17 protein-coding genes are annotated in these 14,976 nt (G+C 65.4%); 2 read left to right on the top strand and 15 right to left on the bottom strand.

The features are described from left to right. Positions 1-17 precede the first annotated feature (17 nt). Complete coding sequence (locus tag H3H45_RS17880) at positions 18-443, top strand: abscisic acid-deficient protein Aba4 family protein (protein WP_182835063.1); 426 nt, start codon at positions 18-20, stop codon at positions 441-443. On the opposite strand, the gene H3H45_RS17875 is transcribed toward H3H45_RS17880, so the two are convergent. The 15 genes from H3H45_RS17875 to nirB form a co-directional block, all read right to left on the bottom strand. Beyond that, a complete protein-coding gene (locus tag H3H45_RS17875; protein WP_182835062.1) occupies positions 440-2,179 on the bottom strand; it encodes an N-acyl-D-amino-acid deacylase family protein in 1,740 nt (579 codons plus the stop codon). The two genes, H3H45_RS17880 and H3H45_RS17875, sit on opposite strands and share 4 nt — an antisense overlap. 90 nt (positions 2,180-2,269) lie before the next feature. Continuing rightward, a complete protein-coding gene (locus H3H45_RS17870) occupies positions 2,270-2,605 on the bottom strand; it encodes a DUF2025 family protein (RefSeq protein WP_182835061.1) in 336 nt (111 codons plus the stop codon). A 208-nt stretch (positions 2,606-2,813) separates the two neighbouring features. After that, entirely contained in the window at positions 2,814-3,002 is a 189-nt protein-coding gene (locus H3H45_RS17865) for a hypothetical protein (RefSeq protein ID WP_182835060.1), read from the bottom strand. A 4-nt stretch (positions 3,003-3,006) separates the two neighbouring features. Further along, positions 3,007-3,708: a YebC/PmpR family DNA-binding transcriptional regulator gene (locus H3H45_RS17860; protein WP_182835059.1), complete on the bottom strand. Its 702-nt coding sequence runs from the start codon at positions 3,706-3,708 to the stop codon at positions 3,007-3,009. 171 nt (positions 3,709-3,879) lie between these two features. Continuing rightward, complete coding sequence (locus H3H45_RS20315) at positions 3,880-4,011, bottom strand: hypothetical protein (protein WP_260493287.1); 132 nt, start codon at positions 4,009-4,011, stop codon at positions 3,880-3,882. A 180-nt stretch (positions 4,012-4,191) separates the two neighbouring features. After that, complete coding sequence (locus tag H3H45_RS17855) at positions 4,192-4,581, bottom strand: hypothetical protein (protein WP_182835058.1); 390 nt, start codon at positions 4,579-4,581, stop codon at positions 4,192-4,194. A 160-nt stretch (positions 4,582-4,741) separates the two neighbouring features. After that, positions 4,742-5,473, bottom strand: a complete 732-nt coding sequence (locus H3H45_RS17850) for a substrate-binding periplasmic protein (RefSeq protein WP_182835057.1) — start codon at positions 5,471-5,473, stop codon at positions 4,742-4,744. 125 nt (positions 5,474-5,598) lie between these two features. Continuing rightward, a complete protein-coding gene (locus H3H45_RS17845) occupies positions 5,599-5,880 on the bottom strand; it encodes a peptidylprolyl isomerase (protein ID WP_182835056.1) in 282 nt (93 codons plus the stop codon). Between the two features lie 97 nt (positions 5,881-5,977). Further along, positions 5,978-6,496 carry a M23 family metallopeptidase gene (locus H3H45_RS17840; protein ID WP_182835055.1) on the bottom strand — a complete coding sequence of 173 codons (519 nt, stop codon included), beginning with the start codon at positions 6,494-6,496 and terminating at the stop codon, positions 5,978-5,980. Positions 6,497-6,526: 30 nt separating this feature from the next. Further along, entirely contained in the window at positions 6,527-7,528 is a 1,002-nt protein-coding gene (locus tag H3H45_RS17835; protein WP_182835054.1) for an AraC family transcriptional regulator, read from the bottom strand. Between the two features lie 112 nt (positions 7,529-7,640). Continuing rightward, positions 7,641-8,750, bottom strand: coding sequence for a molybdenum ABC transporter ATP-binding protein (gene modC, locus H3H45_RS17830; protein ID WP_182835053.1), 1,110 nt, complete (start codon positions 8,748-8,750; stop codon positions 7,641-7,643). A 3-nt stretch (positions 8,751-8,753) separates the two neighbouring features. Next, positions 8,754-9,434 (bottom strand): molybdate ABC transporter permease subunit, encoded by a 681-nt coding sequence (gene modB / locus H3H45_RS17825; protein WP_182835052.1) that lies wholly within the window; start codon positions 9,432-9,434, stop codon positions 8,754-8,756. Between the two features lie 90 nt (positions 9,435-9,524). Continuing rightward, entirely contained in the window at positions 9,525-10,289 is a 765-nt protein-coding gene (gene modA / locus H3H45_RS17820) for a molybdate ABC transporter substrate-binding protein (RefSeq protein ID WP_182835051.1), read from the bottom strand. A gap of 163 nt (positions 10,290-10,452) precedes the next feature. After that, a complete protein-coding gene (gene nirD / locus H3H45_RS17815; protein ID WP_182835050.1) occupies positions 10,453-10,830 on the bottom strand; it encodes a nitrite reductase small subunit NirD in 378 nt (125 codons plus the stop codon). Continuing rightward, positions 10,830-13,385 (bottom strand): nitrite reductase large subunit NirB, encoded by a 2,556-nt coding sequence (gene nirB, locus H3H45_RS17810; RefSeq protein WP_182835049.1) that lies wholly within the window; start codon positions 13,383-13,385, stop codon positions 10,830-10,832. The genes nirD and nirB overlap by 1 nt, the downstream gene beginning before the upstream one ends. 586 nt (positions 13,386-13,971) lie before the next feature. Here nirB and H3H45_RS17805 point away from each other — a divergent pair. Then, positions 13,972-14,976, top strand: coding sequence for a permease (locus tag H3H45_RS17805; RefSeq protein ID WP_182835048.1), 1,005 nt, complete (start codon positions 13,972-13,974; stop codon positions 14,974-14,976).

Below are 14,976 nucleotides of genomic sequence, written 5' to 3'. Positions count from 1 at the left end.
CTGCTCCGAGGTCGCCCATGGCTCCGCTCAAACCGCTGTTCATCCTGAGTTCCGTCATCGCCCTGCTGGGCTGGTTGGCGTTGGTGCTGCTGCCCGGTTGGGCCCACACCGACACGCTGCTGCTGTGGGGCATCGTCGTGCTGCTGGTGCTGATCTATGCCTGGTTGCTGGCGGTGGCCCTGCGCCAGCGCCCAGAACCGGGTACCGGGCGGCCGGGTTTCTTCAGTCTCGCCGGGGTGCTCTCTCTGTTGCGCCAGCCGACGGCGGCGCTGGCGGCCTGGGTGCATATCCTCGCCTTCGACCTGATGGTCGGCCTGTACATCCGCCACGAAGGCGCCCTGGCCGGCATCAGCCACTGGGCGCTGCTGCCGTGTTATGTGCTGACCCTGATGTTCGGCCCGCTCGGTCTGCTGGCCTTCCTATTGCTACGGTTTTTCTACTAAGTACTGGCGCGCAGAAACTGGCCATAGCCACGAACTTGGCCGAGATCGCTGGCGAACTCGCCATCGCGGTAGGCGATGCGCCCGTTGATCAGCACGCAGCGCACCGCGTCGCCACGGTTGACCATGCGCTGCAGGCCGTTGAAACCTTCCATTGATGCTTCCTGATACGCCGCCAGGCTGTCGTCCAGGCGCCGTGGGTCGAGCAGCAACAGGTCGGCGCGGCCGCCTTCGCGCAGGGTGCCGGCGTCGATGCCGAACCATTCGCCCAGCTCGCCGGTCAGGCGCCAGATGGCCTTTTCGATCGGCATCACCGCCGCGCCGCGCTGCTCGGCGTCCTGCACCAGCTTGAGCAGGCGCGGGGCGAAGTTGTAGAAGGCCATGTTGCGGATATGTGCGCCGGAGTCGGCAAAACCGATCAGCGTGCTCGGTTCGCACACCAGTTTTTCTACCACCTCGCGGCGGTGATTGGCGATCACCGTGCGCCAGCGCAGGCGCGGGCCGTGCAATACCAGCAGGTCGAGGAACAGGTCGCCGGGATGCATATCGCGCTGGCGCGCCAGCTCGCCGATGCTGTGGCCGACCAGGCTGGCGTCCGGGCAGTCGACGATCCAGGCATCGTCGAAATCGCGGTGCCAGACCCGCGGGCCGAAGCGCTTGTCGACATCCTGGCGAAACTGGCGGCGGTAGGCTGGATCGCGGAACAGCTCGCTGCGCAGGTCCTGACTGGCCAGGTGCAGGGCGGCCTGGCCGGCGGGAAATTCCTCGAAGACGACGAACTCCATGCCATCGGCATAGGTCTCGAACGGCACCGGCAGGGTCTGCCAGCGGAAGTCGGCGTTGCTCAGGCGGTTCAGCCAGCGCGTCAGCGGGCCGAGGATCGGCGCCAGCCACGGATCGGCCTTCACATCCATCAGGGTGATCAGCGTGGTCTTCAGCGGTCGGCGCAACAGCCCCATGCTTTCCCACAGGTAGGCGAACACGTTGAGCTTGCTCACCAGGTTCGGCGCGCCCTGGTGGATGCGCCCGCGACGGCGCAGCACGCGGTTAAGCCAGGCGTATTCGCGCCAGGTGGAATACACCGAGGGCAGCGACTTGGAGCGCTCGCGCTCGCCGTCCAGCTTGTCCCAGGGGTTGGTCATGCTGGAGAGGCCGAGCAGGCCGGAGTCCAGTGCTTCCTCCAATAGATCGGCCATGCGCTGCAGCTCCGCCTGGCTGGGGCGTACCTTGCCATCCACCGCACGCTGCAGGCCGAGTACGGCCACGCGCAGGTCGGAGTGGCCGAGGAAGGAGCAGATGTTCGGGCCCAGTGGGTGCTGGTCGAGGAAGGCCACGTAGTCGGCGGCGCTGTTCCAGGTTTTGCGCGACTGCAGCAACGGCAGCACATGTTCGCGTGGCACCGACTCGACGCGGGTGAACAGGTCCGAGCAGTCCTCGGCGCCGGACAGCACCATGCTGATCGAGCAGCTGCCGATCATCACCGTGGTCACCCCGTGGCGCACCGACTCCTTGAGCGCGGGCGCGGCCACCAGCTCGGCGTCGTAGTGGGTGTGCATGTCGATGAAGCCGGGCAGCAGCCACTGGCCGCTGGCGTCGATCACCTCGGCGCAGCCGCTCTCGTCCAGCGCCGTGGCGCTGATCGCTGCCACCTTGCCGGCACGGATACCCAGGTGGCGCAGCACGCCCGGCGCGCCGGTGCCATCGAAAAACAGGCCGTTCTTGATCAGCACATCGAACATGCGTGCCACTCCTTATTGTTGTGCTCACAGCATAGGAGTCACGGAGCTGGCGGACAGGTGGCGAAAGCGATGAATGTGCCGTCGTTTCGGTCAGGCCGAAGCCCTGGGCAGTACGCGCCGTTCCGCGCTGATTTCCGGCAGGTCGCTGCGCCGCAGGTAGACATGCAGCGCCTCGCCGAGGTGTAGGCGGTCGTCGATGTTCTGTGCGACCAGCAATTGCAGGCGTTCGCGACTGAGGCGCATGACGCCGCCGGGCAGCGGCGTCCAGACGAATTCGCTGGTGGGGGTGATGCTCTCGCCCGGTACATCGAGGCCGAAGGAGTCCTCGCTGAAACGCACGATGTACTGGCCGGTTTTCGCATTGAAGCCGACAAAGCCCTGCAGGGCGTCGGCAGCGGCGCAGATGCTGGCGGATGTGATGCTCATGGGTAAACCTCTGGCGGGCGCCGGATGGCGGCGGTGGTCGGGTCTACACGCAAGGAAGAAGGAGGATGGGCTCGTTGGCCGCACACGCTTATGTCGCGCATTGTTGCGGCGTGGCCGGCGGCGCGTGTTGTCGGAGATCAATGTTGCGGCACACCTGAGAATCAGTCGCGATTATCGGCGGCGCAGGCGGATGGTCGTAGGGCGGGATTCAACCGGCGCTTTGCCGTTCCAGCTCGCGGCGCACCATGTTGGCAAACTCGGGTGGGCTGAGCTGGTACAGCTCGGAGGCGACCCAGGCCAGCCAGCGCGGGCCGAGAACCGCACGCTGGTCGAGCAGGCGCCGCGCTTCGCTCTGGGCGCGCGCGGCGTGGTCAGCATGGTATTGCTGGCGACTCAATGAATCAGCCAGCCAGGCCAACGTAGACGTTCTGCACGTCGTCGTGGTTGTCGAGGGCTTCGAGGAAGGCTTCGACTTCTTCCATCTGCGCGTCGCTCAGGCCGCTGACCGGGTTCTTCGGCATGTAGCCGATCTTTGCCGAGTTGACGGTGAAACCGTGGTCCGGCAGGGCTTTGCACACGGCATCGAGGTCGGTCAGTTCGGTGACGAACAGGGTGTTGCCTTCATCGGACGGCTCGAAGTCCTGGGCGCCTGCTTCGATGGCAGCCAGTTCCGGATCAGCGCCGCTGTCGGAGGAGGCTTCGATCATGCCGACGTGGTTGAAGTCCCAGGTCACCGAGCCGGAGGCGCCCATCTGGCCTTTGCGGAACAGCACGCGGATTTCCGCCACGGTGCGGTTCAGGTTGTCGGTCAGGCATTCGACGATCACCGGCACCTGGTGCGGGGCGAAGCCTTCGTAGGTGGTGCGCTCGAAGTTGACGGTCTCGCCGAGCAGGCCGGCGCCTTTCTTGATCGCGCGTTCCAGGGTGTCCTTGGGCATCGAGGCTTTCTTGGCCGCGTGGACGGCAACGCGCAGCTTGGCGTTGGTGTCCGGGTCGGCGCCGTTGCGTGCGGCGACCATGATTTCCTTGACCAGACGGCCGAAGATCTTGCCCCTGGCGTTGGCTGCGGCTTCTTTAGGTTTGGCTTTCCACTGTGCGCCCATGGCGGTTCTCTCGCTTGCTGCGGATGGGTAAGTCGATGTCCGGCCTGCGCCGGATAAGGCGGCAGATTCTAGCCGGTCACGCGCGCGGAGGCACCTGTGAGCTGTCGGGCTGTGGTTTGAACGGGCGGGGAGGAGGCCCGGCGCCCAGGTGGCGCCGGGTTTATCTGGGGTTCAAGGGGTTTCGGCGTGGCTGCCCAGCAGGGTGGTGCCATGCTTTTTCTCGCGCTTGGCCAGGCGCTTGTCGTGAAGGCTCTTGAGCGGTTTCTTCTTGCTCTCTTTGTGGGAATCCTGACTCTTGCTCATGGCGTTTACCTCGGTGATATAGGGATGGACGCTGTGTGCTCGTTGGCCATTACCACCTCCCAGGCTGCATGAGCCTGCATGGATGCAAGGCTTCATCTGCAACAAGCATAGCCTGCTGCGGGAGCCAGGCAGCGTGCCGGCGTGGCCGCACGTCAGGTGCAAGAATCGGCTGGTGCCGCCTCACCCCACCGTACTGAGACTGAAAATCGGCAGATAAACCGCAACGATCTGCAGGGCAACCAGGAGCCAGGCCAGCAAGCTCGCGAGCAGCAGGCCGATATGGGCCCAGCGCTCGCGCACCGCAACCCATAGCAGCAACCAGGCCAGTTGATGGGCCAGGCTGCTGCGCAGGATGTTCCATACCGCTTGCGGATAATCCACGACCAACTGGGTCAATAGGGGTAGTTCTGCACCGAAGCTGCTGAAAACGTCAGCGAAAGCCGGCAGGCTGGACCAGAAACCGTAGGCCACCAAGGCCGCCGCGAGTAGTGACAGGCTATGCAGCACCAGCTTGAGTTTGGGCAAGGCAGGACGAGTGGCAGGTGTAGCGGCGGGTGATTGCGCGTGCATGGCAGGAACTTCCTTGTGGCTTGCAGTGGTCGGGCGCAGTTTCCACGGCGCGGCAGGTCTTGAATAGTGAGTTTCTGCCAGTGTCGTGCAGCTGCATTCCGACTGATGGCTTCGGTTTTGGCTGCCGTGCGGATGACTGGCAGATGAAGGCTTGGTCGATTCAGTCGGTATAGCGGGCGTAGCGGGCCTGGATGCGCGCCACTTCGCCAGACTCCTGCATCAGCTGCAGGCGCCGGCGCAGGCTGTCCACCAGGTCCGGGTCGCACTCCAGCGAGCAGGCCAGATAGAGATCGTTACCAGTCATGGGTGGGCTGTTGCGCAGTTCATGCTTGCCGACTTTCTCCCAGAAATAGCGGGCTTCGGGAATACCGTTGAACCAGGCGTCCAGGCGGCCCATTTCCAGCATCAGCGCCGGGTTCTCATCGATCTTCAGCACCAGCAGCTGGTCTTCGCGGAAACCGGCGTCGAGCAATTGCTGGTGCTGCGCGCTGCCCAGGCCGACGCCGACCTTGTGCAGTTGCAGGCGCGCTTCGGCCATCGAACGCACCGGCGTGCCGAGGCTGAAGAAGGCGCGTTGTACGTGATAGATCGGTGCAATCCAGGTGTACAGCTGCTCGCGCGCTGGAATGCGTGACAGCGGCATGATCAGCAGGTCGCGACCCTCCTGCACCTGTTTCTGGGCTCGTGGCCAAGGCGGCGTGTGCAACGTGTAGTCGAGCTTTTCGGCAGCCAGGGCGGCCAGTACCACTTCACCCACCAGGCCTTGCTGGCCTGGTTCGTTCGAGGTCAGCGGCGGCGCCTGCACGCTGAACAGCTGCAAGGCTTCGGCCCAAGCGGGCAACGGCAGCAGCAGGATGAGCAGGCAGAGTAGGCGAACGTAGGTTGTAGGCATGCGTGGCAATCAGGGTTGCGGTGCAGCCAGTATAGGCGTGTGGGGCAGAGTGACCGGATTGAGCGTGCGGTGGGATCTAGCGAGGGGGAATCCCGCCCCGGGCGCGGCCAGGGCGGGTGAAGCTATCAGTCCTGACGGCTGGTGACTTCCAGCAGGTGGTAGCCGAACTGGGTTTTCACCGGGCCTTGCACCACGTTGATCGGTGCGCTGAACACCACGGTGTCGAACTCGCGAACCATCTGGCCTGGGCCGAAGGAACCGAGGTCGCCGCCCTGGCGGCTGGACGGGCAGGTGGAGTTGTCTTTGGCGACCTGGGCGAAGTCGGCGCCGGCTTCGATGGCGGCTTTCAGTTCGTTGCACTTGGCTTCGCTGGCAACCAGGATGTGACGGGCAGTGGCTTTGGCCATGGGGTGTACTCCTTTGAAGAAAGTTGCTGAGCCTACCGGAATCGATGGGCTATTCAAGGCAGTTCATCGGTCCGGCGGGCTGGTGTTGCGGACGGGCTTAATCGCTGGCTGCACCAATGACCTGGCTGGGGTCGAGATAGAACATCTTCTTCCAGCCCTGGCTGCTGCCATTGGCACGCCAGAAATAGGGCAGCAGGCTGACAATGGAATAGTGCAGGTGCGGCGGCTTGCCCTGCGCATTACCGCTATCACCGACCGTGCCCAGCAGGCTGCCAGGTAGCACGGGTTGGCCGGGCCAGGCGCTCTGGCTGTCGAGGTGGGCGAAGTAATGCAGGCGCCATTTCGGCCCGAGCACCACCAGCACCTTGCCACCCATGGCGATTTCGCCGCGCAGCAGGACCAGGCCATAGCTTGGCGCCACTACAGGCGTACCGGTGCGGGCGAAGATGTCGATGCCCTTGTGCACGCCGGAGCGGCCCCAGGGTTCGAACCAGAAGCTCTTGGGGTGCCAGTCCTTGCTGCTGGCGCCCTGCACCGGCACCTGCGGCCACTCGGGAGCGAGCAGCCAGGCGAGGCACAGGGCGAGCAGGAGATAGCGTTTGCGCGGGCGTTTCATAGGGCGGCATCCATGCGGCGGGGTGGTGGTTCAGTTGTCCTGATGTGCGCGATAGGCGCCGGGAGTCAGTCCGGTCCATTTCTTGAAGGCGCGGTGGAAGGCCGAGGGTTCGGAGAAACCGAGCTGTTCGGCCAATGCCTGGATCGACAGTTCGTCGCGGCCCAAGTGATAGATGGCCAGGTCGCGACGCAGGTGGTCCTTGAGTTCCTGAAAGCTGCTGCCTTCCTCGCGTAGGTGGCGGCGCAGGGTCTGCGGGCTGATATGCAGCTGCTGGGCGACCTGTTCGAGATCGGGCCAGTTGGCGCAGTCGCGGCCGAGCAGGCGGCGGATGCGGCTGGTCAGGCTATCGCCGCCATCGGGGCGGGCCAGCAGGTCGGCCGGTGAGTGTTCAAGAAACTGCTTGAGCGTGCGCTCGTCCTGCAGCAGCGGCATGTTCAGGTAGCGGCCATGGAACAGCAGGCTGGTGCTGGCGGCATCGAAGCGCCGTGGGCAGGGGAACAGCAGGTCGTACTCGCCGCTGTGTGCCGGTTCGGCATAGGCGAAGCTGGCTTCTTCCAGGCGGATGCGCTGGCCGATCAGCCAGCTACCGAGGCGGTGCCAGATCACCAGCAGGCTTTCGGTGAGGAAGTGGTCCGGGTCCCACAGCGGCGAACTGTCGAGGGTCAGGCGAGCCAGTTCGCCCTCGCGTTGCAGGCGCACCTGCGGGGCGTCGGGGAACAGGTCGTAGAACAGCATGCCGCGCACCAGGGCTTTTTCCAGGGTGCGGCAGTGGATGATCGCGTGGCCCATCATGGCGAAGGTGCCGCGCTTGCTGCGGCTGCGGCCAAAACCCATGTATTCGTCGTCGAGCAGCAGCCACAGGCCTTGCAGCAGGCGGGTGAACTGCTCGGGAGCGAGGCGTGCGCGGGGTTCTTCCAGCAACGCCGGCTGGATGCCCAGCTCACGCAGCAGGGCGCTGTAGTCCAGGCCCTGACGCTCGGCGCCGCCCAGGGCGGCGCGGATGAAATGGCTGGCGATGGTGCGTTCGCGCATGATCGGGCTCGGCGACAATGTGGGCCGGATGGTAGGGTGCCCGGCGGCGACGGACAAGCATGGACCGCACCCTCTCCCGTTTACGGGAGAGGGCTGGGGAGAGGGTGAGCCATCAGGCCAGCAGCGCCACCGACTTGATCTGCGCCCACAGCTGCTGGCCATCGTGCAGGCCGAGCTGGTCGCGCGAGTAGCGGGTGATGCGCGCCAGCAGCGACGTGCCGTGCATGTCCAGGCGCACCAGCACATGGGCCGGGTTGTCCGCTGGCGCCTGGCTGTGCACGGTGACCGGCAGCAGGTTGAGGATGCTGCTGTGCTGCGGTTTATCCAGGCTCAGGCTGACATCGCGGGCCTGCACCTTGACCCGCAGCAGCTTGCCGCTGGCGACCGGGGCATGGGCGATACGCAGGCCAATCGGGCTGTCGGGAAAGTCCAGGCTGAGCAGTTGATAGTGCGCATCGTGGCCGCTGACCCGCGCCTGTACCACCACACCGGCATCCTCGCTGTGCGCCAGGGGCAGATCGAGACGCGTCAGCAGCTCCTCCACCGGACCGCTGGCCTGCACCTGGCCATGGTCCAGCAGCACCAGGTGATCGGCCAGGCGCGCCACTTCATCGGGCGAATGGCTGACGTAGAGCACGGGTATCTCCAGCTCGTCGTGCAGGCGCTCGAGGTAAGGCAGGATCTCGGCCTTGCGCTGCGGGTCGAGGGCGGCCAGAGGTTCGTCCAGCAGCAGCAGCCGTGGGCTGGTCAGCAGTGCGCGGGCGATGGCGACCCGTTGCCGTTCACCACCGGACAGCTTGCCCGGCAGGCGCTCCAACAGGTGCTCGATGCCGAGCAGCGCCAGCGCCTGCTCCAGGCTGACGCGGCGCTGTTCGGCGGCAATACGCTTGCGGCCATATTCCAGGTTGCCGCGCACCGACAGGTGCTCGAACAGGCTGGCCTCCTGGAACACGTAACCCAGGGCGCGCTGGTGCGGGGCGAGGAAGTGGCGGCGGGCGCTGTCCTGCCAGCATTCGCCGTTGACCCGCAGCTGGCCGAGTTCGGCGCGCTCCAGGCCGGCGACGCAGCGCAGTAGGCTGGTCTTGCCCGAGCCGGACGGGCCGAACAGTGCAGTGACCCCACGCCCCGGTAGATCCAGGTCGACATCCAGGCGGAACTCGCCACGCTCCAGGCGCAAGCGCGCCAGCAGGCGCTTATCGGGCGAAGTCGCGTTATGGCTCATGGCTCAGACCCGTACCGGCTGCAGGCGACCCTTGAGGTGCAGGGCCAGCAGGATGATGAAGGAGAACAGCAGCATGCCGCCGGCCAGCCAGTGGGCCTGGGCGTATTCCATGGCTTCGACGTGGTTGAAGATCTGCACCGAGACCACGCTGGTCTTGCCGGGGATGTTGCCGCCGATCATCAGCACCACGCCGAACTCGCCGATGGTGTGGGCAAAGCCCAGCACGGCGGCGGTGATGAAACCCGGTTTGGCCATCGGCAGGACGACCGTGAAAAAGGTATCCCAGGGGCTGGCGCGCAGGGTGGCGGCGACTTCCAGAGGGCGCTCGCCGATGGCGGCGAAGGCGTTCTGCAGCGGCTGCACGACAAAGGGCATGGAGTAGATGATCGAGCCCACCACCAGGCCGGCGAAACTGAAGGGCAGGGTGCCCAGCCCCAGGCTCTGGGTGAGCTGGCCGATCGGCCCGTGCGGGCCCATGGTCACCAGCAGGTAAAAGCCGATCACCGTCGGCGGCAGCACCAGGGGCAGGGTGACCACGGCACTGACCGGGCCCTTCCACCAGGATTGGGTGCGCGCCAGCCACCAGGCGATGGGCGTGCCGATCAGCAGCAAGAGCACGGTGGTCAGCGTGGCCAGCTGCAGGGTCAACCAGATCGCGGCGAAGTCGGCGCTGGTGAGGGGCATCGCGGGGTTTTCCTTGTCGTCAGGCAGCTGCAGGTCTGTGCTAGGCCGCGGTGCGCCCGGCGCACCCTACAAGAAGCCGTGCGCCGCTGGCTACAGCTGGTAGCCGTAGGAGCGCAGCACCGCTGCCGCAGGTTCGCTGCGCAGATAGTCGAGCAACGCCGTGGCAGCCGGGTTGTTCTGGCCCTTGCTGAGGATCAGCGCGTCCTGGCGGATTGGTTCATGCAACTCGGCCGGCACGCGCCAGGCCGAGCCGCTAGTCAGGCGGCCGTCCTTGTATACCTGGGACAGGGCGACGAAGCCCAGTTCGGCGTTGCCGCTGGCTACGAATTGAATGGTCTGGGCGATGTTCTGGCCCTCGACCAGCTTGGGCGCCACGGCCTGGCTCAGGCCCAGCTTGGCCAATACCTGAGTGGCGGCCAGGCCGTAGGGGGCGGTTTTCGGGTTGGCGATGGCCAGGTGCTGGAACTGGTTGGCCTTGAGTACGGCGCCTTGCCTGTCGACATAGTCTTCCTGCGCCGACCAAAGGGCCAGGGCGCCAATGGCGTAGGTGAAGCGCGAACCGACCACGCTCTCGCCTTCGCTCTCCAGCCTGGCCGGGGTGCTGTCATCGGCGGCGAGAAAGACTTCGAAGGGCGCGCCGTTCTTGATCTGGGCGTAGAGCTGCCCGGTAGCGCCGTAGGCGGCGACCAGGGTGTGTCCGGTGGCCTGTTCGAAGCCCTCGGCGATGGCCGGCATGGGCGCGCTGAAATTGGTGGCCACGGCCACCTGGACTTGTTCGGCCTGGAGGCTGGCAATGCCGCTCAGGCTGAGGCCGAGGCAAAGGGCGAGCAGGATCGGGTTGCGGGGGCGGCGCATGCGCGAAGTTCCTTCGGCGTATTGATTCCAGGTTCTTACAGTTTGCTTGGGTGGTCATCCTAATACGCTTTGCAGAGCACGACCATGCAACGCAAAAGCCCGCAACCCGCACCTCGTAAAGGGTGCGGGCCGCGGGCTCGCGATGAGTTACTGGGTGGAGCGATCAGGCCAGGCCGATTTCCACCGTGTCACCCAGCAGGCGCACCGGCCAGGTGCGCAGCTGCTGTTCCGGGTATTCCAGGCAGGTGCCGTCTTCCAGGCGGTAGTGCTGCTTGTACAGCGGTGCAGCGATCACCAGATCACCACCCAGGCTGCCGATGATGCCGCGGCCGATGACGTTGGCGCCGGACTTCGGGTCGCGGTTGTCGACGGCATACAGCTGCTTGCCGCTGGCCTCGCCTGGCAGATAGAACAGCGCCACCTGGGCGCCGTCGACCCAGGCGACCACGCCGGAGTTGGCCACCAGATCGGCACGGCTGCACAGGGCGCGCCATTGCACGCTGGTTTGCTCGACTGTTGCGGTTGCGCTCGACTGGCCCATCAGACCACCTCCTCGACTGGAATACGTTGCAGTTCGGCGGCGCTGATTGGGCGGCGCTGGCCGCGTTCCTCGACAAACTGGATATCCGGGTCGCCACCCTTTTCGTTGACGAAGGTGCGGAAGCGCTTGAGCTTCTCCGGGTCCTTCAGGGCGTTGGCCCATTCGCACTCGTAGCGGTCGATCACCAGCTGCATCTGCGCTTCCAGTTCGGCGCCGAGATTGAGGCTGTCGTCGATGATCACTGCCTTGAGGTAATCCAGGCCGCCTTCCAGCGACTCGCGCCACACCGAGGTGCGTTGCAGACGGTCGGCGGTGCGTACGTAGAACATCAGGAAGCGGTCGATATAGCGGATCAGGGTTTCGTCATCCAGATCGGTGGCGAACAGCTCGGCATGGCGTGGGCGCATGCCGCCGTTGCCCGCCACATAGAGGTTCCAGCCGTTCTCGGTGGCGATCACGCCAACGTCCTTGCTTTGCGCCTCGGCGCATTCGCGGGTGCAGCCGCTGACCGCGAACTTGATCTTGTGCGGCGAACGCAGGCCCTTGTAGCGGTCCTCCAGCAGCAGTGCCATGCCCACGCTGTCCTGCACGCCGTAGCGGCACCAGGTGCTGCCGACGCAGGACTTAACCGTGCGCAGCGACTTGCCGTAGGCGTGGCCGGTTTCAAAGCCGGCGGCGATCAGTTCGGCCCAGATGTCCGGCAGTTCGTGCAGCTGCGCGCCGAACAAGTCGATGCGCTGGCCGCCGGTGATCTTGGTGTAGAGGTCGTATTTCTTCGCCACCGCGCCGATGGCCAGCAGGCCGTCCGGGGTGATTTCGCCACCGGGAATACGCGGCACCACCGAGTAGGTGCCGTTCTTCTGCATGTTGGCCATGAAGGTGTCGTTGGTGTCCTGCAGCGGCACCAGCGCCGGATCGGTGATCGAGCGGTTCCAGCAGGACGCGAGGATCGAACCTACCGCCGGCTTGCAGATATCGCAGCCGACATGGCCACGGCCGTGCTTGGCCAGCAGCGCCTCGAAGCTCTCGATGCCTTCGACGCGGACGATGCCGTACAGCTCCTGGCGGGTGTAGGCGAAGTGTTCACACAGGCTCTTGTCGACCACCACACCGCGTGCTGTCAGCTCGTGCTCGAACACCTGCTTGAGCAGCGCCGAGCAGCCGCCGCAGCCAGTGGCGGCCTTGGTGCAGGCCTTGAGCCCGGCCAGGTCGCCGCAGCCGCCGTCGATCGCCGAGCAGATCGCGCCCTTGCTGACGTTGTGGCAGGAACAGATGGTGGCGGTGTCCGGCAGGGCATCCGCGCCCAGCGCCGGGGCGCCTTCGCCTTGCGGCAGAATCAGGCAGGACGGGTCGGCCGGCAGCTTGATGCCGTTCTGCACGTACTGCAGCAGGGTGTCGTAGTAGCTGTTGTCGCCGACCAGCACGGCGCCGAGGGCCTGCTTGCCGTCAGCGGAGACGACCAAGCGGCGGTAGCTGGCCGTGGCTTCGTCGATGAAGCGGTAGCTGCGCGAACCGGCGGTGGCACCATGGGCATCGCCGATGGAGCCGACGTCGACGCCGAGCAGCTTGAGCTTGGTCGACATGTCTGCGCCCATGAACGGCTCGCTGTCCTCGCCGCACAGCTGGGTGGCGACGCTGCGGGCCATCTGGTAGCCCGGTGCAACCAGGCCGAAGATGCCACCGTTCCACGCCGCGCACTCGCCGATGGCATAGATGGCCGGGTCGCTGGTGCGGCACTGGCTGTCGATGGCCACGCCTCCGCGCGGGCCGAGTTCAAGGCCGCACTGCTTGGCGATGGCGTCCTGCGGGCGGATGCCGGCGGAGAACACGATCAGGTCGGTTTCCAGGAACTCGTCGCCAGCGAAGTTCATCCGGTAGCGGTACTCGCTGCCCGGAGTGATCGACTGGGTGCCGCGCGACAGGTGCACGCTGACGCCCAGGGCTTCGATCTGGGCTTTGAGTGCCAGGCCGCCATGATCATCCAGTTGCACCGGCATCAGGCGCGGGGCGAATTCCACCACATGGGCTTCCAGGCCCAGGGACTTCAATGCGTTGGCCGCTTCCAGGCCGAGCAGGCCACCACCGACCACCACGCCACGGCGCGCGCTCTTGGCGGCGGCCTGAATGGTGTCGAGGTCGGCCAGGGTGCGGTAGACCAGGCGCGAATCGCCTTCGGCCCCTTCAATCGGCGGTACGAAGGGGTAGGAACCGGTGGCCAGCACCAACTGGTCGTAGGGGAAGCTGCCTTCGGCGGTGATCACTTCGCGGCGCTCGCGGTCGATCTCCAGCACCGGCACGCCGAGGTGCAGGCTCACGCCCGGCGTCTGGTACAGCTCGGCAGCGCTGAGGGCCAGGGATTCGGCATCGCGGCCGGTGAAGTATTCGGAGAGGTGCACGCGGTCATAGGCGCGCAGCGGCTCTTCGCTGAACACATGGACCTGATAGCGGGCGAGTGCGCCGCGCTCGATCAGTTGTTCGACGCAGTGATGGCCGACCATGCCGTTGCCGATGATGATCAGCCGCTGCTGGTCTGTGGAGGTATCTGTGCTGTTCATGGCATTTCCCGGCCGAAGCTCATCAGGTTTTTCTGCGGCAATAAAAAAAGCGCCTGAAACCTTGCGGTTTCAGGCGCCTTTGCCTGTTCATTCGCGATGGATTACCAGGCTGCTGTGCCTCGCTCACCGCCACACCCATGGCCGTTGGGCCGTCGATCACCGTTGATCGCTGGGTGGCCCGGCCGCTTGTGTGCGCCGGGTTTGCCTGAGCTATGCAGCGCTTGTGCCAGGTTTGCCAACGGCTCTGTTCATGCGGCCTAAAGCCTCTGCGCACGGGCTTTTTCAGTGGTCGCGTGTGGTTCTGAGGCGTGGCGTGGGCTCTGGTTATCGGTTCGCGGCGTGTGCAGAAATGGGGCGACTGCCTTGAGTTGGTGCGCGCTGGAGCCATGGCGAGGCTGACCGTCTTGCTCTAGCGAGAAGCCCATTGAGTTGTTGTAGATCAGCTTCTGCATCGTACTGATTGGCTATGCTCGGGCCCATCTCAACCAGCAAGGCATAACGACTCGATGACGGATAACCGGCTGGATCTGGTGAATGTCAGCGCTGGCCAGGCGAGCCAGGGCGCCCGTCACGGCGTGCAGTGAGCATGGAACTCTTCGCCTGGCTCAATGCCCAGTTGCTGCGCATGGACTGGCTGGCCGCGCTGGTGCGTCTGCTGCTGGAGGAGGGGCTGGGCCTGGATACCGCCAGCCGCGTTGGCGCCAGCGTGCATTTCTTCATCTATGACGTGATCAAGATCTTCATCCTGCTCGGGGGGCTGATCTTCGGTATTTCCTGGGTGCAGAGCTACTTTCCGCCGGAGCGCACGCGGCGCATTCTCGGCGGCCTGCGTGGGGTGCGTGCCAACCTGATGGGCGCGCTGCTGGGCACGCTCACGCCGTTCTGTTCCTGTTCGTCGATCCCGTTGTTCATCGGCTTCACCAGTTCCGGGCTGCCACTGGGGGTGACCTTTGCCTTCCTGATTTCCTCGCCGCTGGTGGACCTGGCCTCGGTGATCCTGCTGGCGAGCATCTTCAACTGGTCGATTGCCCTGGCCTATGTGCTGCTGGGCATTGTCCTGGCGGTGCTGGGCGGCAGCCTGATCGGCCGGGCGCGCATGGAACGGCATGTCGAGGCCTTCGTCATGCACAACAAGGTGCTCGACCTGCCGGACAGCCAGCTGAGCCGCCGCGACCGCCTGCAGTTCAGCTGGGAGCAGGTGTGCGAGGTGTTCGGCCGGGTCTGGCTGTATGTGCTGATCGGCGTGGGCATCGGCGCGGCGATCCACAACTGGATTCCCCAGGAAGTGGTGCTGGCACTGCTCGGGGAGGACCGCTGGTGGTCGGTGCCGCTGGCCACCCTGGTGGGCGTGCCCATGTATGCCGACATCTTCGGCACCCTGCCGATTGCCGAGGCGCTGGTGGCCAAGGGCGTCGGCCTGGGCACTGCGCTGGCCTTCATGATGGCGGTCACCGCCTTGTCGCTGCCGTCGCTGATCATGCTCAAGAAGGTGGTGAAGGGGCCGCTGCTGGCGCTGTTCTTCACCATCGTGGTGGTCGGCATCATGCTGATCGGCGTGCTGTTCAACCGTTTTGCCTACCTGCTTATCTGA

The sequence above is a fragment of the Aquipseudomonas guryensis genome, assembly GCF_014164785.1.
GTDB classification, from domain to species: Bacteria; Pseudomonadota; Gammaproteobacteria; order Pseudomonadales; family Pseudomonadaceae; genus Aquipseudomonas; species Aquipseudomonas guryensis.
This window is presented reverse-complemented; position numbering and strand designations above follow the sequence as displayed.